The sequence below is a fragment of the Escherichia sp. WS1368 genome (genome assembly GCF_046487485.1).
Taxonomy (GTDB): domain Bacteria; phylum Pseudomonadota; class Gammaproteobacteria; order Enterobacterales; family Enterobacteriaceae; genus Escherichia; species Escherichia coli.
Genome location: NZ_JBJQJI010000002.1, coordinates 535,622 through 559,339 on the forward strand (window position 1 = coordinate 535,622; position 23,718 = coordinate 559,339).

Below are 23,718 nucleotides of genomic sequence, written 5' to 3' on the forward strand. Positions count from 1 at the left end.
CAACTTCACACATGGATTTCGTTTAGGACTCATTGATGTAACTGATTATTTACACCAAATTTACAGAGAAGATTTCCTCGACCATTGCCCCCGCCAGACGCTGCGCTGAACAGAGTCGTGGCATCCCCAGCGCGACAGTTTGCCAGCGTTGGGTCACTGACCAGCAAACGGGTTGTTTATCTGCCGTGGTCCACTTTCCCAGCCAACTTAAAAAATCAGCATGATCCCCGCCCGTCGGAATGGTCGAAGAGGCAAACCACTGATGGTAATAGTGACGCGTGGTCGGTGCCGCATTGATACTCTCTGCCAGATGTTGTGTCGCTTTCTCGCGCAAATCACCCAGCAACAACGCCACCGCTTGCGGGCTTCCCAGACGGCAGGCATCGCCAAATGCCCCCCAGCGCAACTCCTCCAGAACGATAAAACAGCGCCCAGGCAACGACCAGGCGTTATACGCCCCAGCACGCCAGCGGGTAAAAATTTGCTCGCTCTGATCACCTGCCTGCACCAGTAGGCCTCGTTGCGTTAACGCCTTTTCCTTCCAGCGACAACGGGCTGAAAACCACTCATACAAGGCGGCAATTTGCTGGGGGAGCTCCGGGAAAGCAGAGTGCTGGCGGTGATCCATTTTTTGCAGCAGCGCCAGATGTTGCGCGATCTGCGTCAGCGCCAGATGACCTGGATCCAGCATCGAAGCCAGTTTTTCCACCAATGTCAGACGCAGGCTAAGCGGCGCATTTAACATCCCGCCGTTCGTCCATGCCTGAAGCTGCACACGCGCAAGAAGTTCCTGCATCAGTCGTTCACGAAACTGCTGCTGATGGGCTTGTGGATGGCGGGCATCATCGCCCTGCGCCAGATCCACTAAAAAGCGCGGATGAACCGACTCCAGCACGCGACCGGGGCCGTCCAGTAACGTCTTGGTCAATATCGTTCTGCCGTGAAAAGTGTTTGAATATCATCGCGTAACAGCTGAGCGTCGGTGTAAATCCAGCTGTGAGTCATCACAGCCTGCTGCAATTGCTGCTGCATCAGCCTGACCACCGATTCATTTTGTTGACGCAGAGCCAGGCTTTCGCGTAAACGCGTCTGTAATTCCGTCAAACATGAAGCGAACTCAGCGAAAAAAGTATTCATGCCTGCCGTAACAGATTCATCGACCTGCTCTGCCAGAACTTTAGCCATTTGTTGGCAATAAAGATCGACTTCTGCGCTTAATGCTCGTTGCAACACACTGTAATCAACCGTCTCTGTCGGGGATTTCTCATTTCCCCGTCCCCAGTCGGGCTGATTCAACCAGCGCGAAAAAGTCTCACGCACAACGCCTAAACGCGTGCTCTGCTCGTCCGTTGCTTCCTGGCGCGAAATGACTTCACTGAACAGCTGGCGAGTGTTGAAGTGGGGAACTGCGCCGTGAAAAACAGGAAAATGAAACCCAGGACGAAACCCTGACTCGCTCAATTCCATTTTGATTTGTTGCTCAATGGGGCGAATAACATCGGTTAACACCCGGCAAAGGGTGGATTCCAGCTCGGCAAAACGCAGCGTAAAGTCGCGACTAATGGTGTTCTGCGCCGTCTGTAACAGTGTCTCACAGCGGGTACGAATCTCGCTTAACGGCTCCGAATCATCCTGAAACAAGGCGGCTAACTGCGCATTCAGCGCATCTTGCTGTTGACGCAGAAAGTGGTTGGCGGAGGTCAGGGCCAGCTCGATTTCATGTTTAATCTCGCCGCTCACCTGCGCCTGATTGAGTTGCAATAGCTGCAAACTTTCTTCGATCTGATGGATATTTTGCCGCAATTGTTCACAAGCGACGTTTAACCCGTGCGCACGAAAATCCAGGTATTCCCGCGCCTGCTGCGCGTAATTCAACAGTTTATGCGCGGCAGATCGCAGAGCATACAACGAGGCGTTAGCGTAAGCGGCATGAAGCAACGCCTGAATTGGCTGGGCGAACAGCGAATCTTCCCACAACTGATCGGCAGCATGACGAATATGTTCGAAGTCAGCCAGATCGGCATGACGCCAGCGCCTGCCGAGCGCGGCATGGGCAAAATCTTCCACCCAGCGTTGTTGCTCTGGCGGTGGTAACTTACCGTTGTTGGCTAACTCATGGCGCGCCCGATTCGCCAGGTAGCCCCACATCGACGACACCGGAAATATCTGCTGTGGCGTAATACAGCCTTTCATCAGCGTCCCGGAAATCAGTGCCCGCACCTGGTCGGCGTCGTCACTGTTACGATCCTGTTGATCGAACTTATTGACCAGCACATACAGCGGCACCGATTGCCCCACCGCCAAAATCGCCTCACGGACCTCTTCATCGGAGATCGATTTCAGTTGCGTATAATCCAGCACCGCCAGTACCGCCGAGGCGCGAGCCAGCTGCTGGTTAAGCATTTTTTGCAGATGCGGTTGCCCGGCTTCATTTGGCCCGGGGGTATCCAGTAACGTCAACTGACCGGGATAACTCTCCAGCCCCGCCAGATGGACAAACTCCACTTCAATCACGGGAATATGCTCAATGGCGGCGTAAGCAGAAAAAGGAAAATCGACGTCCAGCGCCTTCGCCAGTCGCACCAAATCATTCAAACTTTTCAGACAATGAAAAATAGGCTGGGCACCCAGATAATATTTTTCGAAAGCGACGCCATTTTCGATCCGCTGCATAAGCGCACGCATATCTTTATCTATTTCCAGCACATCGGTCAGATGCTTAATATCGCAATCACGCAGGCGCTGTTGTAATTTTTGAATTAAACAATCGATTGGCGCGACATGTGAAAAATGCAGTACCGGTTCCTTTTGCCCGGGCGTATGGCGAATAAGCGTCGGCAGCGCAGTCATTGGGCGATTACGATTAGGCAAAACCTCCGTACCAACAATGGCATTAATGGTGGTTGATTTCCCTGCTTTCATGGTACCGACAATCGCCAGCACCATTTCCAGTCGGGAAATTTTACGCAACTCATTATTCAGCATCGCGTGACGTTCGGCGATATTAGGCTGACTCCAGGGTAAAGCCAGTTGTGGCGCATCGTCTCCGGGGACAGAGAGAGGCATTTTTTCCAGTAACTGCAACTGTTGGCGAGAAAGCTGTAACAGGCGTTCAGCCTCCTGACTTAACTCATACAGGGTCTGTGTGTACATAGAAAATTCTTCCTTAAAGCAAATTTTGTTACTTTTATTTAGCCAGATTGTTTTTGAGTTCTGTTTTCGGCTTTTATAATTACTGCAAGAAATAATTTTATATTTAGAGTGTTGTTTTTTATTAGAATAAATAACGTCTTCCGATACGTTTAAAACGTCAGAAAGATAAAAATATCATTTGAATTAAAAAAAGAACAAGTAGAGCATTAACCTTATCTTAAATAATAAATGGAGGCAAAAAGATTATTTTCTTTTTGCGTTTCCTTTCAAATGAAAACGATCGTCGTCTAAAATCAGCAGTACCCCCGACAAACTCAGGGATTTTGTGTATAATTGCGGCCTTTTTCGGCAATCTGCCGTTTTTTGGCGCTTTTGCCCTGCTGACTTTTGAGGAAATCCACATGTCATTACCACACTGCCCAAAATGCAACTCCGAATACACCTACGAAGATAACGGCATGTACATCTGCCCGGAATGTGCCTACGAATGGAACGACGCAGAACCTGCACAGGAAAGCGACGAGCTGATCGTTAAAGATGCTAACGGCAATCTGCTGGCTGACGGCGACAGCGTTACCATCATTAAAGATCTGAAGGTGAAAGGTAGCTCTTCGATGCTGAAAATTGGCACCAAAGTGAAAAACATCCGCCTGGTTGAAGGCGACCATAACATCGATTGCAAAATCGACGGTTTTGGTCCGATGAAACTGAAATCTGAGTTTGTGAAAAAGAACTGATTGTATTGTGATCGGTAAGCCGGATAAGGCGCTCGCGCCGCATCCGGCAACGATGCCGACTGCCTGATGCGACGCTGACCGCGTCTTATCAGGCTTCCCTCTCATCTGTATAAATTTCGAACTACACTTAAGTGGCTTCTCTTAACTGAGGTCACCATCATGCCGTTAAGTCCCTACCTCTCTTTTGCCGGTAACTGTGCCGACGCAATTGCTTATTATCAACGTACGTTGGGCGCTGAACTGCTCTATAAAATCAGCTTCGGCGAAATGCCAAAATCAGCGCAGGACAGCGCCAAGAACTGCCCTTCCGGAATGCAATTTCCCGATACCGCCATCGCCCACGCCAATGTGCGCATTGCCGGAAGCGATATCATGATGAGCGATGCTATACCGTCAGGAAAAGCCAGCTACTCCGGCTTTACGCTGGTGCTCGATTCGCAACAGGTCGAAGAAGGAAAACGCTGGTTTGACAACCTTGCCGCTAACGGAAAAATCGAAATGGCCTGGCAGGAAACTTTCTGGGCGCATGGCTTCGGCAAAGTCACCGATAAATTTGGCGTACCGTGGATGATTAATGTCGTCAAACAACAACCAACGCACTAACCCGCCGGGAGGGCCGCCCTCCCGCACTGTCATCGAAATCTCGTTAACTCTTCATCCGTTAGTCACTTTTAGTTAACAAAATCGTCACAATAATCCGCCACGATGGAGCCACTTTTTTAGGGAGGCTGCATCATGCAAACGATTATCCGTGTCGAGAAGCTCGCCAAAACCTTCAATCAGCATCAGGCGCTGCACGCGGTTGATCTGAACATTCATCACGGTGAAATGGTGGCTCTGCTTGGGCCGTCGGGTTCCGGCAAATCCACCCTTTTACGTCACTTAAGCGGTTTGATTACCGGCGATAAATCTGCCGGTAGCCATATCGAGCTGCTGGGCCGCACAGTCCAGCGCGAAGGCCGCCTGGCCCGCGATATCCGCAAAAGCCGCGCCAACACCGGCTACATCTTCCAACAATTCAACCTGGTGAATCGCCTGAGCGTACTGGAGAACGTGCTGATTGGCGCGCTCGGCAGCACGCCATTCTGGCGCACCTGTTTTAGCTACTTCACTCGCGAGCAGAAACAGCGCGCGTTACAGGCGCTGACCCGCGTTGGCATGGTGCACTTTGCCCATCAGCGCGTTTCCACCCTCTCCGGCGGACAGCAGCAGCGTGTGGCGATTGCCCGTGCGCTGATGCAGCAGGCGAAGGTGATTCTGGCCGATGAACCCATCGCCTCGCTGGACCCGGAATCAGCGCGCATCGTGATGGACACCCTGCGCGACATCAACCAGAACGACGGCATCACCGTGGTCGTCACGCTGCATCAGGTGGATTACGCCCTGCGCTACTGCGAACGCATCGTCGCCCTGCGTCAGGGGCACGTCTTCTACGACGGCAGCAGCCAACAGTTTGATAACGAACGCTTTGATCATCTCTATCGCAGCATCAACCGCGTCGAAGAGAACGCGAAAGCTGCCTGACATCCCCATCATTGAGGAAAACGAATGAACGCTAAGATAATTGCCTCGCTGGCCTTCACCAGCATGTTCAGCCTCAGCACCCTGTTAAGCCCGGCGCACGCCGAAGAGCAGGAAAAGGCGCTGAATTTCGGCATTATTTCAACGGAATCACAGCAAAACCTGAAACCGCAATGGACGCCGTTCTTACAGGATATGGAGAAGAAGCTGGGCGTAAAGGTCAACGCCTTCTTTGCCCCGGACTACGCGGGCATTATCCAGGGGATGCGCTTCAATAAAGTGGATATCGCCTGGTACGGCAATCTGTCGGCGATGGAAGCGGTGGATCGCGCCAACGGTCAGGTCTTCGCCCAGACGGTCGCAGCGGATGGATCGCCGGGTTACTGGAGCGTGTTGATCGTCAACAAAGACAGTCCGATCAACAACCTGAACGATCTGCTGGCGAAGCGTAAAGATCTCACCTTCGGCAATGGCGATCCTAACTCCACCTCTGGCTTCCTCGTCCCCGGCTACTACGTCTTCGCCAAAAACAATATCTCCGCCAGCGACTTCAAGCGCACCGTCAACGCCGGGCATGAAACCAACGCGCTGGCCGTCGCCAACAAGCAGGTGGATGTGGCGACCAACAACACCGAAAACCTCGACAAGCTGAAAACCTCCGCGCCAGAGAAGCTCAAAGAACTGAAGGTGATCTGGAAGTCGCCGCTGATCCCAGGCGATCCGATCGTCTGGCGCAAGAATCTTTCCGAAACCACCAAAGACAAGATCTACGACTTCTTTATGAATTACGGCAAAACGCCGGAAGAGAAAGCGGTGCTGGAACGCCTGGGCTGGGCCCCGTTCCGCGCCTCCAGCGACCTGCAACTGGTGCCGATTCGCCAGCTCGCGCTGTTTAAAGAGATGCAGGGCGTGAAAGGCAATAAAGGGCTGAATGAGCAGGACAAGCTGGCAAAAACTAGCGCCATTCAGGCGCAACTGGATGACCTGGACCGCCTGAACAACGCGTTAAGCGCGATGAGTTCGGTGAGTAAAGCGGTGCAGTAATGTGCTCGATCGGTCCCCTCTCCCACAGGGAGAGGGAGAAAACATTAAACGGAGCAATATATGCAAACCATCACCATCGCCCCACCCAAGCGCAGCTGGTTCTCGCTTCTGAGCTGGGCCATTGTTCTCGCCGTGCTGGTCGTCTCGTGGCAGGGCGCGGAAATGGCCCCGCTCACGCTGATTAAAGACGGCGGCAACATGGCGACGTTCGCTGCCGACTTCTTCCCGCCCGATTTCAGCCAGTGGCAGGATTACCTCACCGAAATGGCCGTCACGCTGCAAATCGCCGTCTGGGGCACCGCGCTGGCGGTGGTTCTCTCCATCCCCTTCGGTCTGATGAGCGCCGAAAACCTGGTGCCGTGGTGGGTTTACCAGCCCGTACGCCGCCTGATGGACGCCTGCCGCGCCATTAACGAAATGGTCTTCGCCATGCTGTTCGTGGTCGCCGTCGGCCTTGGCCCGTTCGCTGGCGTGCTGGCGCTGTTTATCCACACCACCGGCGTGCTCTCCAAGCTGCTTTCCGAAGCGGTGGAAGCGATTGAACCCGGCCCGGTGGAAGGCATTCGCGCCACCGGTGCCAACAAGCTGGAAGAGATCCTCTACGGCGTGCTGCCACAGGTGATGCCGCTGCTGATCTCCTACTCCCTCTATCGCTTCGAATCCAACGTCCGTTCGGCCACCGTTGTTGGCATGGTCGGCGCTGGCGGGATCGGCGTCACCCTGTGGGAAGCGATTCGCGGTTTCCAGTTCCAGCAAACCTGCGCCCTGATGGTGCTGATTATCGTCACGGTCAGCCTGCTGGATTTCCTCTCTCAACGGTTGCGTAAGCACTTTATCTGATAAGCGAGGCATTGATATCTATGCACTTGTCTACACATCCGACCAGCTACCCAACACGCTATCAGGAGATAGCCGCAAAACTTGAGCAGGAGCTTCGTCAACACTACCGCTGCGGCGACTATCTTCCCGCCGAGCAGCAACTGGCGGCGCGCTTTGAGGTGAACCGCCACACCCTGCGCCGCGCCATCGACCAACTGGTGGAAAAAGGCTGGGTACAGCGCCGTCAGGGCGTCGGCGTGCTGGTGCTGATGCGCCCGTTCGATTACCCGCTCAACGCCCAGGCGCGTTTTAGCCAGAACCTGCTGGATCAGGGCAGCCATCCCACCAGCGAAAAACTGCTGTCTGTGCTGCGCCCGGCCTCCGGTCACGTCGCTGACGCGCTGGGGATAACCGAGGGCGAGAACGTTATCCACCTGCGCACCCTGCGCCGGGTCAACGGCGTCGCGCTCTGTTTAATCGACCACTACTTTGCGGACCTCACCCTCTGGCCGACGCTGCAACGCTTCGACAGCGGCTCGCTGCACGATTTTCTGCGCGAGCAAACGGGGATTGCGCTGCGCCGCAGCCAGACGCGGATCAGCGCCCGCCGCGCCCAGGCCAAAGAGTGCCAGCGTCTTGAAATCCCGAATATGTCGCCGCTGCTGTGCGTGCGCACCCTTAACCACCGTGACGGTGAAAGCAGCCCGGCGGAGTACTCCGTCAGCCTGACGCGCGCCGACATGATTGAATTCACTATGGAGCACTGAATGCACGCAGATACCGCGACTCGCCAGCACTGGATGTCCGTACTGGCACACAGCCAACCGGCTGAACTGGCAGCCCGCCTGAAGGCGCTGAACATCACTGCCGACTATGAAGTAATCCGCGCCGCTGAAACCGGCCTGGTGCAGATTCAGGCGCGGATGGGTGGCACCGGCGAACGCTTTTTTGCTGGCGACGCCACGCTCACCCGCGCCACCGTACGCCTGACTGACGGCACGCTCGGCTACAGCTGGGTGCTGGGGCGCGACAAACAGCACGCCGAACGCTGCGCGCTGATTGACGCGCTGATGCAGCAAACCCGCCATTTTCAAAACTTATCAGAAACCCTTATTGCCCCGCTGGACGCTGACCGTATGGCACGCATTGCCGCACGCCAGGCCGAAGTGAACGCCAGCCGGGTCGACTTCTTTACGATGGTTCGCGGAGATAACGCATGACCCTGGAAACCGCTTTTATGCTTCCTGTGCAGGATGCCCAGCACAGTTTTCGTCGCCTGTTAAAGGCCATGAGCGAGCCGGGCGTGATTGTCGCCCTGCATCAGCTCAAACGCGGCTGGCAGCCGCTGAATATCGCCACCACCAGCGTGCTGCTGACGCTGGCCGATAACGACACGCCGGTGTGGCTTTCTGCGCCATTAAGTAACGATATCGTCAGCCAGAGCCTGCGTTTTCATACCAACGCGCCGCTGGTCAATCAGCCGGAACTGGCGACCTTCGCGGTAACGGATGAGGCGATTTCCAGCGAACAGCTTAACGCCCTTTCCAGCGGCACCGCTGTTGCGCCAGAAGCGGGCGCGACGCTGATTTTACAGGTCGTCAGCCTGAGCGGCGGGCGCATGCTGCGCCTTACTGGCGCGGGTATTGCCGAAGAACGAATGATCGCTCCGCAGCTGCCGGAGTGCATTCTGCACGAACTTACCGAGCGCCCGCACCCGTTCCCGCTCGGCATCGACCTGATCCTGACCTGCGGCGAGCGCCTGCTGGCTATCCCGCGAACCACTCATGTGGAGGTGTGCTGATGTACGTTGCCGTGAAAGGGGGCGAAAAGGCGATCGACGCCGCCCACGCCCTGCAAGAGAGCCGACGCCGGGGCAATACCGATTTGCCTGAACTGAGCGTCGCCCAGATTGAACAGCAGCTTAATCTTGCAGTAGATCGCGTGATGACCGAAGGCGGCATTGCCGACCGCGAACTGGCGGCGCTGGCGCTGAAACAGGCCAGCGGCGATAACGTCGAAGCGATTTTCCTGCTACGCGCCTACCGCACCACGCTGGCGAAGCTGGCGGTAAGCGAGCCGCTCGACACCACGGAGATGCGTCTCGAACGGCGTATTTCAGCGGTTTATAAAGATATTCCCGGCGGCCAGCTGCTTGGCCCAACCTACGACTACACCCATCGCCTGCTCGATTTCACCCTGCTGGCAAACGGCGAAGCGCCGACGCTGACCACCGCCGACAGCGCACAACAGCCGTCGCCGCACGTTTTCAGCCTGCTGGCGCGTCAGGGGCTGGCGAAGTTTGAAGAGGATAGCGGCGCACAGCCGGATGACATCACCCGCACGCCGCCGGTTTACCCCTGCTCACGTTCTTCCCGTTTGCAGCAGCTCATGCGCGGAGACGAAGGCTATTTGCTGGCGCTGGCCTACTCCACCCAACGCGGTTACGGACGCAATCATCCGTTCGCAGGCGAAATCCGCAGCGGCTATATCGACGTGTCGATTGTGCCGGAAGAGCTGGGATTTGCGGTGAACGTCGGCGAACTGCTGATAACTGAGTGTGAAATGGTCAACGGTTTTATCGACCCGCCGGATGAGCCGCCGCACTTCACGCGCGGCTACGGGCTGGTGTTCGGCATGAGCGAGCGCAAAGCGATGGCAATGGCGCTGGTTGACCGCGCTCTACAAGCCCCGGAGTACGGCGAGCACGCGACAGGCCCGGCACAGGATGAAGAGTTCGTGCTGGCGCATGCCGACAACGTCGAAGCCGCAGGCTTTGTCTCGCACCTCAAACTCCCCCACTACGTCGATTTCCAGGCCGAACTGGAGCTACTCAAACGTCTGCAACAGGAGCAGAACCATGGCTAATCTGAGCGGCTACAACTTTGCTTACCTCGACGAGCAGACCAAACGCATGATCCGCCGCGCCATCTTAAAAGCGGTGGCGATCCCCGGTTATCAGGTGCCGTTTGGCGGGCGCGAGATGCCGATGCCATACGGCTGGGGAACTGGTGGTATCCAGCTTACCGCCAGCGTGATTGGCGAAAGCGACGTGTTGAAGGTGATTGACCAGGGTGCGGATGACACCACCAACGCCGTGTCGATTCGCAACTTCTTTAAGCGCGTGACCGGGGTAAACACCACTGAACGTACGGACGATGCGACGCTTATCCAGACGCGTCACCGCATCCCCGAAACGCCGCTGACCGAAGATCAGATCATTATCTTCCAGGTGCCAATCCCGGAACCGCTGCGCTTTATCGAGCCGCGCGAAACGGAGACCCGCACTATGCACGCGCTGGAGGAGTACGGCGTGATGCAGGTGAAACTGTATGAAGATATCGCCCGCTTCGGTCATATCGCCACCACCTATGCTTATCCGGTGAAGGTGAACGGGCGCTACGTGATGGACCCGTCGCCGATCCCGAAATTCGATAACCCGAAAATGGACATGATGCCCGCCCTGCAGCTGTTCGGCGCAGGGCGCGAGAAGCGCATCTATGCGGTGCCGCCGTTTACCCGCGTGGAAAGCCTCGATTTCGACGATCACCCGTTCACCGTTCAGCAGTGGAATGAGCCATGCGCCATCTGCGGATCGACCCACAGCTATCTTGATGAAGTGGTGCTGGATGACGCCGGAAACCGCATGTTTGTCTGCTCCGATACCGATTATTGCCGCCAACAGAGCGAGGCAAAAAACCAATGAATCAACCGTTACTTTCGGTCAATAACCTGACCCACCTTTACGCGCCGGGCAAAGGCTTTAGCGATGTCTCTTTTGATTTATGGCCGGGGGAAGTGCTGGGCATCGTCGGGGAATCCGGCTCCGGGAAGACCACGCTGCTGAAATCAATTTCCGCGCGTCTGACGCCGCAGCAAGGGGAGATTCACTATGAAAACCGTTCCCTCTATGGCATGAGCGAGGCCGACCGCCGTCGCCTGCTGCGCACCGAATGGGGCGTGGTGCATCAGCATCCACTCGACGGCCTGCGCCGCCAGGTGTCGGCAGGCGGCAATATCGGCGAGCGGCTGATGGCGACCGGGGCGCGTCATTACGGCGATATTCGCGCCACCGCGCAGAAGTGGCTGGAGGAGGTGGAGATTCCCTCCAACCGGATCGACGACCTGCCGACCACCTTTTCCGGCGGTATGCAGCAACGTTTGCAGATTGCCCGCAACCTGGTGACGCATCCGAAGCTGGTGTTTATGGATGAACCGACCGGCGGGCTGGATGTATCGGTACAGGCGCGCCTGCTCGATCTGCTGCGCGGTCTGGTGGTGGAGCTGAATCTGGCGGTGGTGATTGTCACCCACGATCTGGGCGTCGCCCGCTTGCTGGCGGACCGTTTGCTGGTGATGAAGCAGGGGCAAGTAGTGGAGAGTGGGTTAACCGACCGCGTGCTCGACGACCCTCACCATCCATATACCCAGCTGCTGGTGTCATCGGTTTTGCAGAATTGAGCCAGTGCCGGATACGGCGTAAACGCCTTATCCGGCCGACAAATGCGCTCCCCGTAGGTCGGATAAGACGCGTCAGCGTCGCATCCGACACCCGAACAACGAGGCGAAAAATGATTAACGTACAAAACGTCAGTAAAACCTTCATCCTGCACCAGCAAAACGGCGTGCACCTGCCCGTCCTCAACCGTGCCTCGCTCACCGTCAACGCAGGCGAATGCGTGGTGCTTCACGGCCACTCCGGCAGCGGAAAATCAACCCTGCTGCGCTCGCTGTACGCCAACTATCTGCCCGACGAAGGGCAAATCCAGATCAAACACGGTGAGGAATGGGTAGACCTGGTCACCGCGCCAGCCCGCAAAGTGGTGGAGATCCGCAAAACCACCATCGGCTGGGTGAGCCAGTTTCTGCGCGTCATCCCGCGTATTTCGGCACTGGAAGTGGTGATGCAGCCTCTGCTCGATACCGGCGTACCGCGTGAAGCCTGCGCCGCTAAAGCCGCGCGTCTGCTCACCCGCCTGAACGTGCCTGAACGCCTGTGGCACCTGGCACCATCGACCTTCTCCGGCGGCGAACAGCAGCGCGTCAACATCGCCCGTGGCTTTATCGTCGACTATCCGATTCTGCTGCTCGACGAACCTACCGCCTCGCTGGACGCTAAAAACAGCGCCGCCGTAGTGGAACTGATCCGCGAAGCCAAAGCCCGTGGCGCGGCCATCGTCGGTATCTTCCATGACGAAGCCGTACGCAATGACGTCGCCGACCGCCTGCACCCGATGGGAGCCTCTTCATGATTATCAATAACGTCAAACTGGTGCTGGAAAATGAAGTGGTGCACGGTTCACTGGAAGTACAGGATGGCGAAATCCGCGCCTTTGCCGAAAGCCAGAGCCGCCAGCCGGAAGCGATGGACGGCGAAGGTGGCTGGCTACTGCCGGGGCTGATTGAGCTGCATACCGATAATCTGGATAAATTCTTCACCCCGCGCCCGAAGGTCGACTGGCCCGCCCACTCGGCGATGAGCAGCCACGATGCGCTGATGGTGGCGAGCGGCATCACCACCGTGCTGGACGCGGTGGCGATTGGCGACGTGCGCGACGGCGGCGATCGGCTGGAGAATCTGGAGAAGATGATCAACGCCATTGAAGAGACGCAGAAACGCGGCGTCAACCGCGCCGAGCACCGCCTGCACCTGCGCTGCGAACTGCCGCATCACACCACGCTGCCACTGTTTGAAAAACTGGTGCAGCGCGAGCCGGTGACGCTGGTGTCGCTGATGGATCACTCGCCGGGACAGCGCCAGTTCGCCAACCGCGAGAAGTATCGCGAATATTATCAGGGCAAATACTCGCTCACCGATGCGCAGATGCAGCAGTACGAAGAAGAGCAACTGGCGCTTGCCGCACGCTGGTCACAGCCTAATCGCGAATCCATCGCCGCCCTGTGCCGCGCGCGACAAATTGCCCTCGCCAGCCACGATGACGCCACGCACGCCCACGTTGCCGAATCCCACCAGCTTGGCAGCGTGATCGCCGAATTTCCCACCACGTTTGAAGCGGCGGAAGCTTCGCGCAGGCATGGTATGAACGTGCTGATGGGCGCGCCGAATATCGTGCGCGGCGGTTCGCACTCCGGCAACGTGGCGGCCAGTGAACTGGCGCAGCTTGGCCTGCTGGATATCCTCTCTTCCGACTACTACCCCGCCAGCCTGCTCGATGCGGCATTTCGCGTCGCCGACGACGAGAGCAACCGCTTTACGCTGACGCAGGCGGTGAAGCTGGTGACCAAAAATCCGGCCCAGGCGCTCAATCTTCAGGATCGCGGGGTGATTGGGGAGGGCATACGCGCCGACCTGGTGCTGGCGCATCGCAAGGGCAACCACATTCATATCGACCACGTCTGGCGTCAGGGTAAAAGGGTGTTCTGATGACGGGAAAACTGATTTGGTTAATGGGGGCCTCTGGCTCCGGAAAAGACAGTCTGTTGACGGAACTCCGCCAGCGGGAACAAACTCAGCTACTGGTAGCGCATCGCTACATCACGCGCGCCGCCAGCGCCGGAAGTGAAAACCATATCGCCCTGAGCGAGCAGGAGTTTTTTACCCGCGCGGGGCAGAACCTTCTGGCCTTAAGCTGGCACGCCAACGGCCTGTATTATGGCATCGGCGTCGAGATTGACCTCTGGCTGCACGCTGGATTTGACGTGGTGGTCAACGGCTCACGCGCCCATCTGCCGCAGGCGCGGGCGCGCTATCAATCGGCGCTGCTGCCCGTTTGTTTACAGGTTTCGCCGGAGATCCTGCGCCAGCGCCTCGAAAACCGTGGTCGTGAAAATGCCAGTGAAATTAACGCCCGACTGGCACGCGCTGCCCGCTATACTCCTCAGGATTGTCTTACGCTCAATAATGACGGCAGCCTGCGCCAGTCGGTCGACAAGCTGCTGACGCTGATTCATCAGAAGGAGAAACACCATGCCTGCTTGTGAGCTTCGCCCGGCTACGCAGTACGACACCGACGCAGTTTACGCGCTGATTTGTGAGCTAAAACAGGCGGAGTTTGACCACCACGCGTTTCGCGTGGGGTTTAACGCCAATCTGCGCGACCCGAACATGCGCTACCATTTGGCGCTGCTGGATGGCGAAGTTGTCGGCATGATCGGCCTGCATTTGCAGTTTCATCTGCATCATGTCAACTGGATCGGCGAAATTCAGGAACTGGTGGTGATGCCGCAGGCGCGCGGTCTGAACATCGGCAGTAAATTACTGGCATGGGCAGAAGAAGAAGCCCGCCAGGCCGGGGCCGAAATGACCGAGCTTTCCACCAACGTGAAGCGCCACGACGCGCACCGTTTCTATCTGCGCGAAGGCTACGAGCAGAGCCATTTCCGCTTCACCAAGGCGCTGTAACATGAGCCTGACCCTCACACTTACTGGCACTGGCGGCGCACAGGGCGTTCCCGCATGGGGCTGTGAGTGCGCGGCCTGCGCCAGAGCGCGGCGCTCACCGCAGTATCGCCGCCAGCCATGCAGCGGCGTCGTGAAGTTTAACGACGCGATCACCCTGATCGACGCCGGGCTGCACGATCTCGCCGATCGCTGGTCGCCCGGATCGTTCCAGCAGTTTTTGCTGACGCACTACCATATGGATCACGTGCAGGGGCTGTTTCCGCTGCGCTGGGGCGTGGGCGATCAGATCCCGGTCTACGGCCCGCCGGATGAACAGGGCTGCGACGATCTGTTTAAACATCCGGGCCTGCTTGATTTCAGCCACACGATGGAACCGTTTGTGGTGTTTGATTTACAGGGGTTACAGGTCACGCCCCTGCCGCTCAACCACTCAAAACTCACCTTCGGCTATTTGCTGGAAACCGCGCACAGCCGCGTGGCGTGGCTGTCTGACACCGCAGGCCTACCGGAAAAAACGCTGAAATTTTTACGCAATAATCAACCGCAGGTGATGGTGATTGATTGCAGCCATCCGCCGCGCGAGGATGCGCCACGTAATCACTGCGATTTAAACACCGTGCTGGCACTGAATGAGGTTATCCGCTCGCCACGGGTGATTCTGACGCATATCAGCCACCAGTTTGATGCGTGGCTGATGGAAAACGCACTGCCGTCGGGGTTTGAGGCGGGGTTTGATGGGATGGAGATTGGGGTGGCGTGATGGGAGGGAATGTGCGCGCTGGCCCCCTCACCCTAACCCTCTCCCCAGAGGGGCGAGGGGACCGATTGTGCTCGATATTGAATATTGCGCTGGTTTTCTCCCTCGCCCCATTGGGGAGAGGGCCGGGGTGAGGGGCGATGCCTGCTCCATACCCAACATCAACGCCCATACTCATCTTCCATTCTCCGCTCTTCATCTTCTAGCTGCCGACGCTCCTGATCAAGCTGGCGCTGGCGATCGTCCAGCTGCCTGCGGCGATCTTCAAACTGGCGGCGGCGATCGTCATATTGTCTGCGCCGATCGTCGTTCACTTCACGCTGCCATCCGTCGTCGCGCGAATCTTCATAGTCTCGCCCACGGTCAGGGTTATAAGCATCGTTAATCGCCTGCTGAATATTGCCAATGGTGTCGTCGATAATATCGGCCTGGGCCGGAACGGTGGACAGCGTGAGCAGGGTGAATAAAAGAAATAGCGGAAAGCGTTTCATTAGCCAACCTCAAAAAGAAACTCTATCCACATTAGTCATTACTCATCCATGCAAGTAGTGGATGAATCTCAATTTCTCCGCTGCTCTATTGCCGTAATCGCCTCCACGCGTTGTTGATGACGACCGCCTTCGTACTGCGCGCCCAGCCACGCATCCACAATCATTTTTGCCAGTTCGAGGCCAACCACTCGTGAACCAAAAGCCAGTGCAACTTCACTGGCGTAATGCGGATAATCAGTGCGCTCTGACGACCTGGTTTCTTTATCAATCCCCTCACTCATTGACCATGAATAAAAGGCTGGCACAGCAACGCAGAATCCTGCGGTGCCAGCGACATGACCGCCCATTGCTCCGGTACGTTTTTTAATAAAAAACACCGGTTGCATTGATTAATTGTGCTCAGTATTTGCCGAAGTACAATATATATAATAAATATATAAAACACCTCATATTATTTACAGAGATAATAAATTCGCGTACTTTTCCCTCTTCAGCACAAATGCCTAATAAAATGGCGCGTTCAGCTCACACTTCTACTTATTAAAGTCGCAATTTCCCAATTATGATAACGCCAGCTTCAAATGACGTATTTTGCATGGGTTACATATTTACGACATAAATGATAAATGGAGATTTATATGAATAACTCTCGGTTATTCCGTTTGAGCAGGATTGTTATTGCGTTAACTGCCGCCAGCAGCATGATGGTAAATACCGCTAATGCGAAAGAGGAAGCGAAAGCCGCCACTCAATATACCCAACAGGTTAATCAGAATTACGCCAAATCATTACCGTTTAGCGATCGTCAAGATTTTGACGATGCCCAGCGTGGATTTATCGCCCCGCTGCTGGATGAAGGTATTCTGCGTGATGCGAACGGTAAAGTTTACTACCGCGCAGACGATTACAAATTTGATATTAATGCCGCTGCGCCGGAAACCGTAAACCCCAGCCTGTGGCGTCAGTCGCAAATCAACGGTATTTCTGGCCTGTTCAAAGTCACCGATAAAATGTATCAGGTGCGCGGCCAGGATATCTCTAACATTACGTTCGTTGAGGGCGAGAAAGGCATTATTGTTATCGACCCGCTGGTGACGCCGCCTGCCGCAAAAGCCGCACTTGATCTTTACTTCCAGCATCGTCCGCAAAAACCGATTGTTGCTGTGATTTACACCCACAGCCACGCCGACCATTATGGCGGTGTGAAAGGCATTATCTCTGAAGCGGATGTTAAATCCGGCAAAGTGCAGGTGATCGCTCCGGCAGGCTTTATGGACGAAGCCATCAGCGAAAACGTGCTGGCGGGTAACATCATGAGCCGCCGTGCGCTCTACTCTTACGGTCTGTTACTGCCGCACAACGCGCAAGGCAACGTGGGCAACGGCCTGGGCGTGACGCTGGCAACGGGCGACCCGAGCATTATTGCACCGACTAAAACTATCGTCAGAACTGGCGAGAAGATGATTATCGACGGCCTGGAATTTGACTTCCTGATGACTCCGGGTAGCGAAGCGCCAGCCGAAATGCACTTCTATATTCCGGCTCTGAAAGCCCTGTGTACCGCCGAGAACGCCACGCATACCCTGCACAACTTCTACACTCTGCGCGGCGCGAAAACCCGCGACACCAGCAAGTGGACCGAGTATCTGAACGAAACGCTGGATATGTGGGGTAATGACGCGGAAGTACTGTTTATGCCGCACACCTGGCCGGTCTGGGGCAATAAGCATATCAATGATTATATTGGTAAATATCGCGATACTATCAAGTACATTCACGACCAGACCCTGCACCTGGCTAACCAGGGCTACACCATGAATGAAATCGGCGACATGATTAAGCTGCCGCCTGCGCTTGCCAATAACTGGGCCAGCCGCGGCTATTACGGTTCTGTCAGCCACAACGCCCGCGCGGTGTATAACTTCTATCTTGGCTATTACGACGGTAACCCGGCTAACCTGCATCCGTATGGTCAGGTGGAGATGGGTAAACGTTACGTGAAAGCGCTGGGCGGTTCTGCCCGCGTCATCAACCTGGCGCAAGAAGCGAACAAGCAAGGTGATTACCGCTGGTCGGCAGAACTGCTGAAACAGGTGATTGCCGCCAACCCTGGTGACCAGGTCGCGAAGAATCTGCAAGCGAATAACTTTGAACAGCTGGGCTATCAGGCCGAGTCCGCCACCTGGCGCGGTTTCTACCTGACCGGCGCGAAAGAGCTGCGCGAAGGGGTGCATAAATTCAGCCACGGCACCACCGGTTCCCCGGACACCCTTCGCGGAATGTCGGTCGAAATGCTGTTCGACTTTATGTCCGTTCGCCTCGATAGTGCGAAAGCCGCGGGTAAAAATATCAGCCTGAACTTCAATATGAGCAACGGCGATAACCTCAACCTGACGCTGAACGATAGCGTGCTTAACTACCGTAAAACGCTGCAACCTGAAGCCAATGCCTCTTTCTACATCAGCCGTGAAGATCTTCACGCCGTGCTGACCGGACAAGTCAAAATGGCGGATCTGGTAAAAGCGAAGAAAGCCAAAATTATTGGCAATGGCGCGATACTGGAAGAAATTATTGCCTGTCTGGATAATTTCGATTTGTGGGTGAATATCGTAACCCCAAATTAATGCCACTCACTTTTGGGGGCGCTTAAGCCCCCAAAAGCATTTATTTTAAAAATACATACAACAAATTAATACATAAAATATATAAGTTATGAATGCGGTGGCTGAATAAAGCTATTTTTATTCATCGAGAAAATAGCCATACTGACGCCTTCAATGGATATTGATATTCACTACAGATATTGTTCGCAGCAGACAGGATGTATTTAATATGCCAACAGTTCTCTCTCGCATGGCGATGCAACTCAAAAAAACAGCCTGGATAATTCCCGTCTTCATGGTTTCGGGATGCTCATTATCTCCGGCAATCCCGGTGATCGGCGCTTATTATCCCAGCTGGTTTTTCTGCGCCATTGCCAGCCTTATTTTGACGCTCATCACGAGGCGAATTATTCAGCGGGCAAATATCAATCTGGCATTTGTCGGAATTATTTATACCGCCCTTTTTGCTCTCTACGCCATGCTGCTCTGGCTGGCATTTTTCTAATCTATTTGAGACGCGCTCATGGAAAGTACGCCGAAAAAAGCTCCTCGCAGTAAATTCCCTGCTCTGTTAGTGGTTGCGTTGGCGCTGGTTGCCCTTGTTTTCGTTATCTGGCGCGTAGACAGTGCGCCATCAACTAATGACGCCTACGCGTCAGCAGATACCATTGATGTGGTGCCGGAAGTCAGCGGTCGCATTGTAGAACTGGCGGTCACCGACAACCAGGCGGTGAAACAGGGCGATTTGCTGTTTCGCATCGACCCGCGCCCATACGAGGCCAATCTGGCGAAAGCCGAAGCCTCCCTCGCGGCGCTGGATAAGCAAATTATGCTCACCCAGCGTAGCGTTGACGCGCAACAGTTTGGTGCCGACTCGGTTAATGCCACGGTAGAAAAAGCCCGTGCCGCCGCGAAACAGGCCAGTGATACATTACGCCGCACCGAGCCATTACTGAAAGAAGGTTTCGTCTCAGCGGAAGACGTTGACCGCGCGAGAACCGCGCAGCGCGCCGCAGAAGCCGATCTTAATGCCGGATTGTTGCAGGCGCAGTCAGCCGCCAGCGCCGTCAGCGGCGTGGATGCGCTGGTGGCGCAACGTGCGGCAGTGGAAGCGGATATTGCGTTGACGAAACTGCATCTGGAAATGGCGACCGTTCGCGCGCCGTTTGATGGCCGGGTCATTTCCCTCAAAACCTCCGTCGGGCAATTTGCTTCTGCCATGCGCCCTATTTTCACCCTAATCGACACTCGTCACTGGTACGTGATCGCCAACTTCCGCGAAACTGATCTGAAAAATATTCGCTCAGGTACACCCGCAACCATTCGCCTGATGAGCGACAGCGGCAAAACCTTCGAGGGTAAAGTGGATTCGATTGGCTACGGCGTGCTACCGGATGACGGCGGCCTGGTGCTGGGCGGCCTGCCGAAAGTGTCTCGTTCTATTAACTGGGTCCGCGTTGCCCAGCGTTTTCCGGTCAAAATCATGGTTGATAAACCTGACCCGGAAATGTTCCGCATCGGCACTTCGGCAGTCGCTAATCTTGAGCCGCAATAATGAGCGCGCTCAACTCCCTGCCATTACCGGTGGTCAGGCTGCTGGCGTTCTTTCATGAAGAGTTAAGCGAGCGGCGGCCAGGTCGTGTGCCGCAGACCGTGCAACTCTGGGTAGGCTGCCTACTGGTGATTCTGATCTCGATGACTTTTGAGATCCCTTTTGTGGCGTTATCGCTGGCAGTGCTGTTTTACGGTATTCAGTCGAACGCGTTTTACACCAAATTTTTGGCGATCTTGTTTGTGGTTGCCACGGTGCTGGAGATCGGCAGCCTGTTTTTGATCTACAAATGGTCATACGGCGAACCGTTGATCCGATTGATCATCGCCGGGCCGATCCTGATGGGCTGCATGTTTTTGATGCGCACCCATCGGCTGGGACTGGTCTTTTTCGCTGTCGCCATTGTCGCCATTTACGGGCAAACCTTCCCCGCCATGCTCGACTATCCGGAAGTGGTCGTGCGCTTAACCCTGTGGTGTATCGTTGTCGGCCTCTACCCGACGTTATTGATGACGTTAATCGGCGTGCTGTGGTTTCCCAGCCGCGCTATCACGCAGATGCATCAGGCGCTTAATGATCGGCTTGATGATGCCATTAGCCACCTGACGAACAGCCTCACACCGCTACCCGAAACGCGGATTGAAAGAGAGGCGCTGGCGCTGCAAAAACTGAATGTATTTTGTCTCGCGGACGATGCCAACTGGCGAACTCAGAGCGCATGGTGGCAAAGCTGCGTGGCAACGGTAACCTACATTTACTCGACGCTGAATCGCTACGATCCCACCTCTTTTGCTGATTCTCAGGCAATTATTGAATTTCGGCAAAAATTAGCCTCAGAAATCAACAAACTGCAGCATGCCATTGCCGAAGGTCAGTGCTGGCAAAGCGACTGGCGGATCACTGAAAGTGAAGCGATGGCGGCACGGGAATGTAACCTGGAGAATATCTGCCAGACGTTATTGCAACTGGGTCAGATGGACCCGAATACGCCGCCAACGCCCGCCACCAAACCGCCATCAATGGTCGCCGACGCTTTTACCAATCCAGACTATATGCGCTACGCGGTAAAAACGCTGCTCGCCTGTTTGATCTGTTACACCTTCTACAGCGGCGTGGACTGGGAAGGCATTCACACCTGTATGCTGACCTGCGTGATCGTCGCTAACCCGAATGTTGGTTCGTCGTATCAGAAAATGGCGCTGCGTTTTGGCGGTGCCTTCTGCGGTGCAATTCTGGCGCTGTTATTCACGTTACTGGTCATGCCCTGGCTGGACAATATTGTCGAATTGCTATTTGTGCTGGCACCGATTTTTCTGTTGGGCGCATGGATTGCCACCAGCTCTGAACGCTCTTCTTATATCGGCACACAGATGGTGGTCACCTTCGCGCTCGCCACGCTCGAAAACGTTTTTGGCCCGGTGTACGACCTGGTGGAAATTCGCGATCGCGCCCTGGGTATCATCATTGGTACCGTGGTGTCCGCGGTGATTTACACCTTTGTCTGGCCTGAAAGTGAAGCGCGCACACTGCCGCAAAAACTGGCTGGCGCGCTGGGTATGTTGAGTAAAGTAATGCGGATCCCACGCCAGCAGGAAGTCACAGCTCTGCGCACTTATTTGCAAATTCGTATAGGTCTGCATGCGGCGTTTAATGCCTGTGAAGAGATGTGCCAACGCGTGGCGTTGGAGCGTCAACTGGACAGCGAAGAACGCGCTTTACTGATTGAACGTTCGCAAACGGTTATTCGTCAGGGCCGCGATATTCTTCACGCCTGGGATGCAACCTGGAACTCGGCGCAGGCGCTGGATAACGCACTACAGCCGGACAGAGCAGGTCAGTTTGCCGACGCACTGGAGAAATACGCCGCCGGTCTGGCAACCGCACTCAGCCGTTCTCCTCAAATAACGCTTGAAGAAACACCCGCCTCGCAGGCCATCCTGCCCACCTTATTAAAACAGGAGCAACACGTCTGCCAGCTTTTCGCCCGCTTGCCAGACTGGACAGCCCCGGCATTAACGCCCGCCACGGAACAGGCACAAGGAGCCACGCAATGATCAATCGTCAACTTTCACGTCTGCTGTTGTGCAGCATTCTCGGCAGCACGACGCTGATTTCCGGCTGTGCCCTGGTACGTAAGGATTCTGCACCTCATCAACAGCTCAAACCGGAACAAATCAAACTGGCCGATGATATTCATCTTGCCAGCTCCGGCTGGCCGCAGGCGCAGTGGTGGAAACAACTCAATGACCCGCAGTTGGATGCCCTGATCCAACGGACGCTAAGTGGTTCACACACCCTCGCCGAAGCGAAACTGCGGGAAGAAAAAGCGCAGTCCCAGGCCGATTTGTTAGATGCTGGTTCACAGTTGCAGGTGGCAGCGTTAGGGATGCTCAACCGCCAACGTGTCTCGGCGAACGGCTTTTTAAGCCCTTATGCGATGGATGCGCCAGCACTGGGTATGGACGGGCCGTACTATACGGAAGCCACAGTCGGTTTGTTTGCCGGACTGGATCTTGATTTGTGGGGTGTGCATCGCTCAGCGGTTGCCGCCGCCATTGGCGCGCATAATGCCGCGCTGGCAGAAACCGCAGCAGTAGAGCTATCGCTGACCACGGGCGTAGCGCAGCTTTATTACAGTATGCAGGCCAGCTATCAGATGCTCGATCTGTTAGAACAAACACGCGATGTGATTGATTACGCGGTGAAAGCGCACCAGAGTAAAGTGGCGCACGGTCTGGAAGCGCAAGTGCCTTTCCACGGCGCGCGGGCACAGATTCTGGCGGTCGATAAACAAATTGCTGCCGTTAAAGGGCAAATCACCGAAACGCGAGAATCTCTGCGTGCATTGATTGGCGCGGGAGCCAGCGATATGCCGGAGATCAAACCGGTGGCATTACCGCAAGTCCAGACCGGTATTCCGGCGACACTCTCTTATGAGTTGCTCGCCAGACGCCCGGATCTGCAAGCTATGCACTGGTATGTTCAGGCGTCATTAGATCAGGTGGATTCCGCGCGGGCGCTGTTCTATCCGAGCTTTGATATCAAAGCGTTTTTCGGCCTGGATTCTATCCACCTGGATACCTTATTCAAAAAAACCAGTCGCCAGTTCAACTTTATCCCAGGTCTGAAATTGCCGCTGTTTGACGGTGGACGGTTGAATGCCAATCTCGAAGGCACTCGCGCCGCCAGCAACATGATGATTGAACGTTACAACCAGTCAGTGCTGAATGCGGTGCGCGACGTTGCCGTCAACGGCACGCGTCTGCAAACGCTCAACGACGAGCGAGAGATGCAGGCTGAACGCGTGGAAGCAACGCGCTTCACCCAGCGCGCTGCCGAGGCCGCCTATCAACGCGGCTTAACCAGCCGCTTACAGGCCACCGAAGCCCGGTTGCCAGTGCTTGCCGAGGAGATGTCATTACTGATGCTGGACAGCCGCCGGGTGATCCAAAGCATTCAGTTGATGAAATCGCTGGGCGGCGGGTATCAGGCAAGTCCCGTCGTCGAGAAAAAATAAAATGTCTGCCGCGTGATGGCTGTCACGCGGTATTTCGTTTCGTCACGTCAAAACTGACGACAGCCTGTTTTTCGTCAGAGTTTTGAATAAATAGTGCCCGTAATATCAGGGAATGACCCCAAATAAAATGTGGCATAAAAGATGCATACTGTAGTCGAGAGCGC

25 protein-coding genes are annotated in these 23,718 nt (G+C 55.5%); 21 read left to right on the plus strand and 4 right to left on the minus strand.

What is annotated here, in order from left to right; all coding sequences use genetic code 11:
- Nucleotides 1-49: 49 nt before the first annotated feature.
- Together ACJHYD_RS08220 and crfC are read right to left on the minus strand one after the other, a co-directional pair.
- Entirely contained in the window at nt 50-928 is an 879-nt protein-coding gene (locus tag ACJHYD_RS08220) for a YjcZ-like family protein (protein ID WP_000169141.1), read from the minus strand.
- A complete protein-coding gene (gene crfC / locus ACJHYD_RS08225; protein ID WP_001550460.1) occupies nt 925-3,153 on the minus strand; it encodes a clamp-binding protein CrfC in 2,229 nt (742 codons plus the stop codon). The genes ACJHYD_RS08220 and crfC overlap by 4 nt, the downstream gene beginning before the upstream one ends.
- A 401-nt stretch (nt 3,154-3,554) precedes the next feature.
- Here crfC and ACJHYD_RS08230 point away from each other — a divergent pair, with 401 nt between their 5' ends.
- The 16 genes from ACJHYD_RS08230 to phnP all read left to right on the plus strand — a co-directional run bounded on the left by ACJHYD_RS08230 (nt 3,555) and on the right by phnP (nt 15,394).
- Nucleotides 3,555-3,890, plus strand: coding sequence for a zinc ribbon domain-containing protein YjdM (locus tag ACJHYD_RS08230; protein WP_001300891.1), 336 nt, complete (start codon nt 3,555-3,557; stop codon nt 3,888-3,890).
- 159 nt (nt 3,891-4,049) lie between these two features.
- Entirely contained in the window at nt 4,050-4,493 is a 444-nt protein-coding gene (gene yjdN, locus ACJHYD_RS08235; protein ID WP_001550457.1) for a VOC family metalloprotein YjdN, read from the plus strand.
- A gap of 132 nt (nt 4,494-4,625) precedes the next feature.
- The gene (gene phnC, locus ACJHYD_RS08240) at nt 4,626-5,414 is read left to right on the plus strand and encodes a phosphonate ABC transporter ATP-binding protein (protein WP_001193403.1); all 789 of its coding nucleotides are present in this window, start codon (nt 4,626-4,628) and stop codon (nt 5,412-5,414) included.
- A gap of 24 nt (nt 5,415-5,438) precedes the next feature.
- Nucleotides 5,439-6,455, plus strand: a complete 1,017-nt coding sequence (gene phnD, locus ACJHYD_RS08245; RefSeq protein WP_000991995.1) for a phosphonate ABC transporter substrate-binding protein — start codon at nt 5,439-5,441, stop codon at nt 6,453-6,455.
- Between the two features lie 60 nt (nt 6,456-6,515).
- On the plus strand, nt 6,516-7,295 hold the full coding sequence (gene phnE, locus ACJHYD_RS08250) for a phosphonate ABC transporter, permease protein PhnE (protein WP_001193496.1): 780 nt from the start codon (nt 6,516-6,518) through the stop codon (nt 7,293-7,295).
- A gap of 20 nt (nt 7,296-7,315) precedes the next feature.
- Nucleotides 7,316-8,041 (plus strand): phosphonate metabolism transcriptional regulator PhnF, encoded by a 726-nt coding sequence (gene phnF / locus ACJHYD_RS08255; RefSeq protein ID WP_001295387.1) that lies wholly within the window; start codon nt 7,316-7,318, stop codon nt 8,039-8,041.
- On the plus strand, nt 8,042-8,494 hold the full coding sequence (phnG, locus tag ACJHYD_RS08260) for a phosphonate C-P lyase system protein PhnG (protein WP_000542773.1): 453 nt from the start codon (nt 8,042-8,044) through the stop codon (nt 8,492-8,494). It abuts the gene before it with no gap.
- Complete coding sequence (gene phnH, locus ACJHYD_RS08265) at nt 8,491-9,075, plus strand: phosphonate C-P lyase system protein PhnH (protein ID WP_000171616.1); 585 nt, start codon at nt 8,491-8,493, stop codon at nt 9,073-9,075. The genes phnG and phnH overlap by 4 nt, the downstream gene beginning before the upstream one ends.
- Nucleotides 9,075-10,139 (plus strand): alpha-D-ribose 1-methylphosphonate 5-triphosphate synthase subunit PhnI, encoded by a 1,065-nt coding sequence (gene phnI / locus ACJHYD_RS08270; RefSeq protein WP_001550451.1) that lies wholly within the window; start codon nt 9,075-9,077, stop codon nt 10,137-10,139. The genes phnH and phnI overlap by 1 nt, the downstream gene beginning before the upstream one ends.
- Complete coding sequence (gene phnJ, locus ACJHYD_RS08275) at nt 10,132-10,977, plus strand: alpha-D-ribose 1-methylphosphonate 5-phosphate C-P-lyase PhnJ (RefSeq protein ID WP_000002288.1); 846 nt, start codon at nt 10,132-10,134, stop codon at nt 10,975-10,977. The genes phnI and phnJ overlap by 8 nt, the downstream gene beginning before the upstream one ends.
- Nucleotides 10,974-11,732 (plus strand): phosphonate C-P lyase system protein PhnK, encoded by a 759-nt coding sequence (phnK, locus tag ACJHYD_RS08280; RefSeq protein WP_001075519.1) that lies wholly within the window; start codon nt 10,974-10,976, stop codon nt 11,730-11,732. Before phnJ ends, phnK begins: the two co-directional genes overlap by 4 nt.
- Nucleotides 11,733-11,842: 110 nt before the next feature.
- Nucleotides 11,843-12,523: a phosphonate C-P lyase system protein PhnL gene (gene phnL, locus ACJHYD_RS08285; RefSeq protein WP_001564234.1), complete on the plus strand. Its 681-nt coding sequence runs from the start codon at nt 11,843-11,845 to the stop codon at nt 12,521-12,523.
- Nucleotides 12,520-13,656 carry an alpha-D-ribose 1-methylphosphonate 5-triphosphate diphosphatase gene (phnM, locus tag ACJHYD_RS08290; protein ID WP_001550447.1) on the plus strand — a complete coding sequence of 379 codons (1,137 nt, stop codon included), beginning with the start codon at nt 12,520-12,522 and terminating at the stop codon, nt 13,654-13,656. Before phnL ends, phnM begins: the two co-directional genes overlap by 4 nt.
- On the plus strand, nt 13,656-14,213 hold the full coding sequence (gene phnN / locus ACJHYD_RS08295; RefSeq protein WP_001550446.1) for a ribose 1,5-bisphosphokinase: 558 nt from the start codon (nt 13,656-13,658) through the stop codon (nt 14,211-14,213). Before phnM ends, phnN begins: the two co-directional genes overlap by 1 nt.
- Nucleotides 14,200-14,634, plus strand: coding sequence for an aminoalkylphosphonate N-acetyltransferase (gene phnO, locus ACJHYD_RS08300; RefSeq protein ID WP_001110486.1), 435 nt, complete (start codon nt 14,200-14,202; stop codon nt 14,632-14,634). Before phnN ends, phnO begins: the two co-directional genes overlap by 14 nt.
- A 1-nt stretch (nt 14,635) precedes the next feature.
- Entirely contained in the window at nt 14,636-15,394 is a 759-nt protein-coding gene (phnP, locus tag ACJHYD_RS08305) for a phosphonate metabolism protein PhnP (protein ID WP_001550444.1), read from the plus strand.
- 158 nt (nt 15,395-15,552) lie between these two features.
- Here phnP and yjdP read toward each other — a convergent pair whose 3' ends face one another.
- On the minus strand, nt 15,553-15,882 hold the full coding sequence (gene yjdP, locus ACJHYD_RS08310; protein WP_000819739.1) for a DDRRRQL repeat protein YjdP: 330 nt from the start codon (nt 15,880-15,882) through the stop codon (nt 15,553-15,555).
- A 68-nt stretch (nt 15,883-15,950) separates the two neighbouring features.
- Nucleotides 15,951-16,268: an RpiB/LacA/LacB family sugar-phosphate isomerase gene (locus tag ACJHYD_RS08315; protein ID WP_001183282.1), complete on the minus strand. Its 318-nt coding sequence runs from the start codon at nt 16,266-16,268 to the stop codon at nt 15,951-15,953.
- Between the two features lie 252 nt (nt 16,269-16,520).
- Between ACJHYD_RS08315 and yjcS the strand changes: the two genes are divergently transcribed.
- The 5 genes from yjcS to mdtP all read left to right on the plus strand — a co-directional run bounded on the left by yjcS (nt 16,521) and on the right by mdtP (nt 23,554).
- Complete coding sequence (gene yjcS, locus ACJHYD_RS08320) at nt 16,521-18,506, plus strand: alkyl sulfatase YjcS (protein ID WP_001522248.1); 1,986 nt, start codon at nt 16,521-16,523, stop codon at nt 18,504-18,506.
- A 208-nt stretch (nt 18,507-18,714) separates the two neighbouring features.
- Nucleotides 18,715-18,990 (plus strand): YtcA family lipoprotein, encoded by a 276-nt coding sequence (locus ACJHYD_RS08325; RefSeq protein WP_001309139.1) that lies wholly within the window; start codon nt 18,715-18,717, stop codon nt 18,988-18,990.
- A gap of 18 nt (nt 18,991-19,008) precedes the next feature.
- On the plus strand, nt 19,009-20,040 hold the full coding sequence (gene mdtN, locus ACJHYD_RS08330; RefSeq protein WP_001522247.1) for a multidrug efflux transporter periplasmic adaptor subunit MdtN: 1,032 nt from the start codon (nt 19,009-19,011) through the stop codon (nt 20,038-20,040).
- Nucleotides 20,040-22,091, plus strand: a complete 2,052-nt coding sequence (gene mdtO, locus ACJHYD_RS08335) for a multidrug efflux transporter permease subunit MdtO (protein WP_410228819.1) — start codon at nt 20,040-20,042, stop codon at nt 22,089-22,091. Before mdtN ends, mdtO begins: the two co-directional genes overlap by 1 nt.
- The gene (gene mdtP / locus ACJHYD_RS08340) at nt 22,088-23,554 is read left to right on the plus strand and encodes a multidrug efflux transporter outer membrane subunit MdtP (RefSeq protein ID WP_001550439.1); all 1,467 of its coding nucleotides are present in this window, start codon (nt 22,088-22,090) and stop codon (nt 23,552-23,554) included. The genes mdtO and mdtP overlap by 4 nt, the downstream gene beginning before the upstream one ends.
- Nucleotides 23,555-23,718 lie beyond the last annotated feature (164 nt).

Excerpts from the sequence above, each read along its gene's own strand:
- yjdP (WP_000819739.1), bottom strand. The coding sequence starts at position 15,882 with ATGAAACGCTTTCCGCTATTTCTTTTATTCACCCTGCTCACGCTGTCC.
- phnF (WP_001295387.1), top strand. The coding sequence starts at position 7,316 with ATGCACTTGTCTACACATCCGACCAGCTACCCAACACGCTATCAGGAG.
- phnC (WP_001193403.1), top strand. The coding sequence starts at position 4,626 with ATGCAAACGATTATCCGTGTCGAGAAGCTCGCCAAAACCTTCAATCAG.
- yjdN (WP_001550457.1), top strand. The coding sequence starts at position 4,050 with ATGCCGTTAAGTCCCTACCTCTCTTTTGCCGGTAACTGTGCCGACGCA.
- phnH (WP_000171616.1), top strand. The coding sequence starts at position 8,491 with ATGACCCTGGAAACCGCTTTTATGCTTCCTGTGCAGGATGCCCAGCAC.
- crfC (WP_001550460.1), bottom strand. The coding sequence starts at position 3,153 with ATGTACACACAGACCCTGTATGAGTTAAGTCAGGAGGCTGAACGCCTG.
- phnG (WP_000542773.1), top strand. The coding sequence starts at position 8,042 with ATGCACGCAGATACCGCGACTCGCCAGCACTGGATGTCCGTACTGGCA.
- phnD (WP_000991995.1), top strand. The coding sequence starts at position 5,439 with ATGAACGCTAAGATAATTGCCTCGCTGGCCTTCACCAGCATGTTCAGC.
- ACJHYD_RS08325 (WP_001309139.1), top strand. The coding sequence starts at position 18,715 with ATGCCAACAGTTCTCTCTCGCATGGCGATGCAACTCAAAAAAACAGCC.
- ACJHYD_RS08230 (WP_001300891.1), top strand. The coding sequence starts at position 3,555 with ATGTCATTACCACACTGCCCAAAATGCAACTCCGAATACACCTACGAA.
- phnM (WP_001550447.1), top strand. The coding sequence starts at position 12,520 with ATGATTATCAATAACGTCAAACTGGTGCTGGAAAATGAAGTGGTGCAC.
- phnN (WP_001550446.1), top strand. The coding sequence starts at position 13,656 with ATGACGGGAAAACTGATTTGGTTAATGGGGGCCTCTGGCTCCGGAAAA.
- yjcS (WP_001522248.1), top strand. The coding sequence starts at position 16,521 with ATGAATAACTCTCGGTTATTCCGTTTGAGCAGGATTGTTATTGCGTTA.
- phnE (WP_001193496.1), top strand. The coding sequence starts at position 6,516 with ATGCAAACCATCACCATCGCCCCACCCAAGCGCAGCTGGTTCTCGCTT.
- mdtN (WP_001522247.1), top strand. The coding sequence starts at position 19,009 with ATGGAAAGTACGCCGAAAAAAGCTCCTCGCAGTAAATTCCCTGCTCTG.
- phnI (WP_001550451.1), top strand. The coding sequence starts at position 9,075 with ATGTACGTTGCCGTGAAAGGGGGCGAAAAGGCGATCGACGCCGCCCAC.
- mdtP (WP_001550439.1), top strand. The coding sequence starts at position 22,088 with ATGATCAATCGTCAACTTTCACGTCTGCTGTTGTGCAGCATTCTCGGC.
- phnK (WP_001075519.1), top strand. The coding sequence starts at position 10,974 with ATGAATCAACCGTTACTTTCGGTCAATAACCTGACCCACCTTTACGCG.
- ACJHYD_RS08315 (WP_001183282.1), bottom strand. The coding sequence starts at position 16,268 with ATGCAACCGGTGTTTTTTATTAAAAAACGTACCGGAGCAATGGGCGGT.
- phnP (WP_001550444.1), top strand. The coding sequence starts at position 14,636 with ATGAGCCTGACCCTCACACTTACTGGCACTGGCGGCGCACAGGGCGTT.
- phnL (WP_001564234.1), top strand. The coding sequence starts at position 11,843 with ATGATTAACGTACAAAACGTCAGTAAAACCTTCATCCTGCACCAGCAA.
- mdtO (WP_410228819.1), top strand. The coding sequence starts at position 20,040 with ATGAGCGCGCTCAACTCCCTGCCATTACCGGTGGTCAGGCTGCTGGCG.
- phnO (WP_001110486.1), top strand. The coding sequence starts at position 14,200 with ATGCCTGCTTGTGAGCTTCGCCCGGCTACGCAGTACGACACCGACGCA.
- phnJ (WP_000002288.1), top strand. The coding sequence starts at position 10,132 with ATGGCTAATCTGAGCGGCTACAACTTTGCTTACCTCGACGAGCAGACC.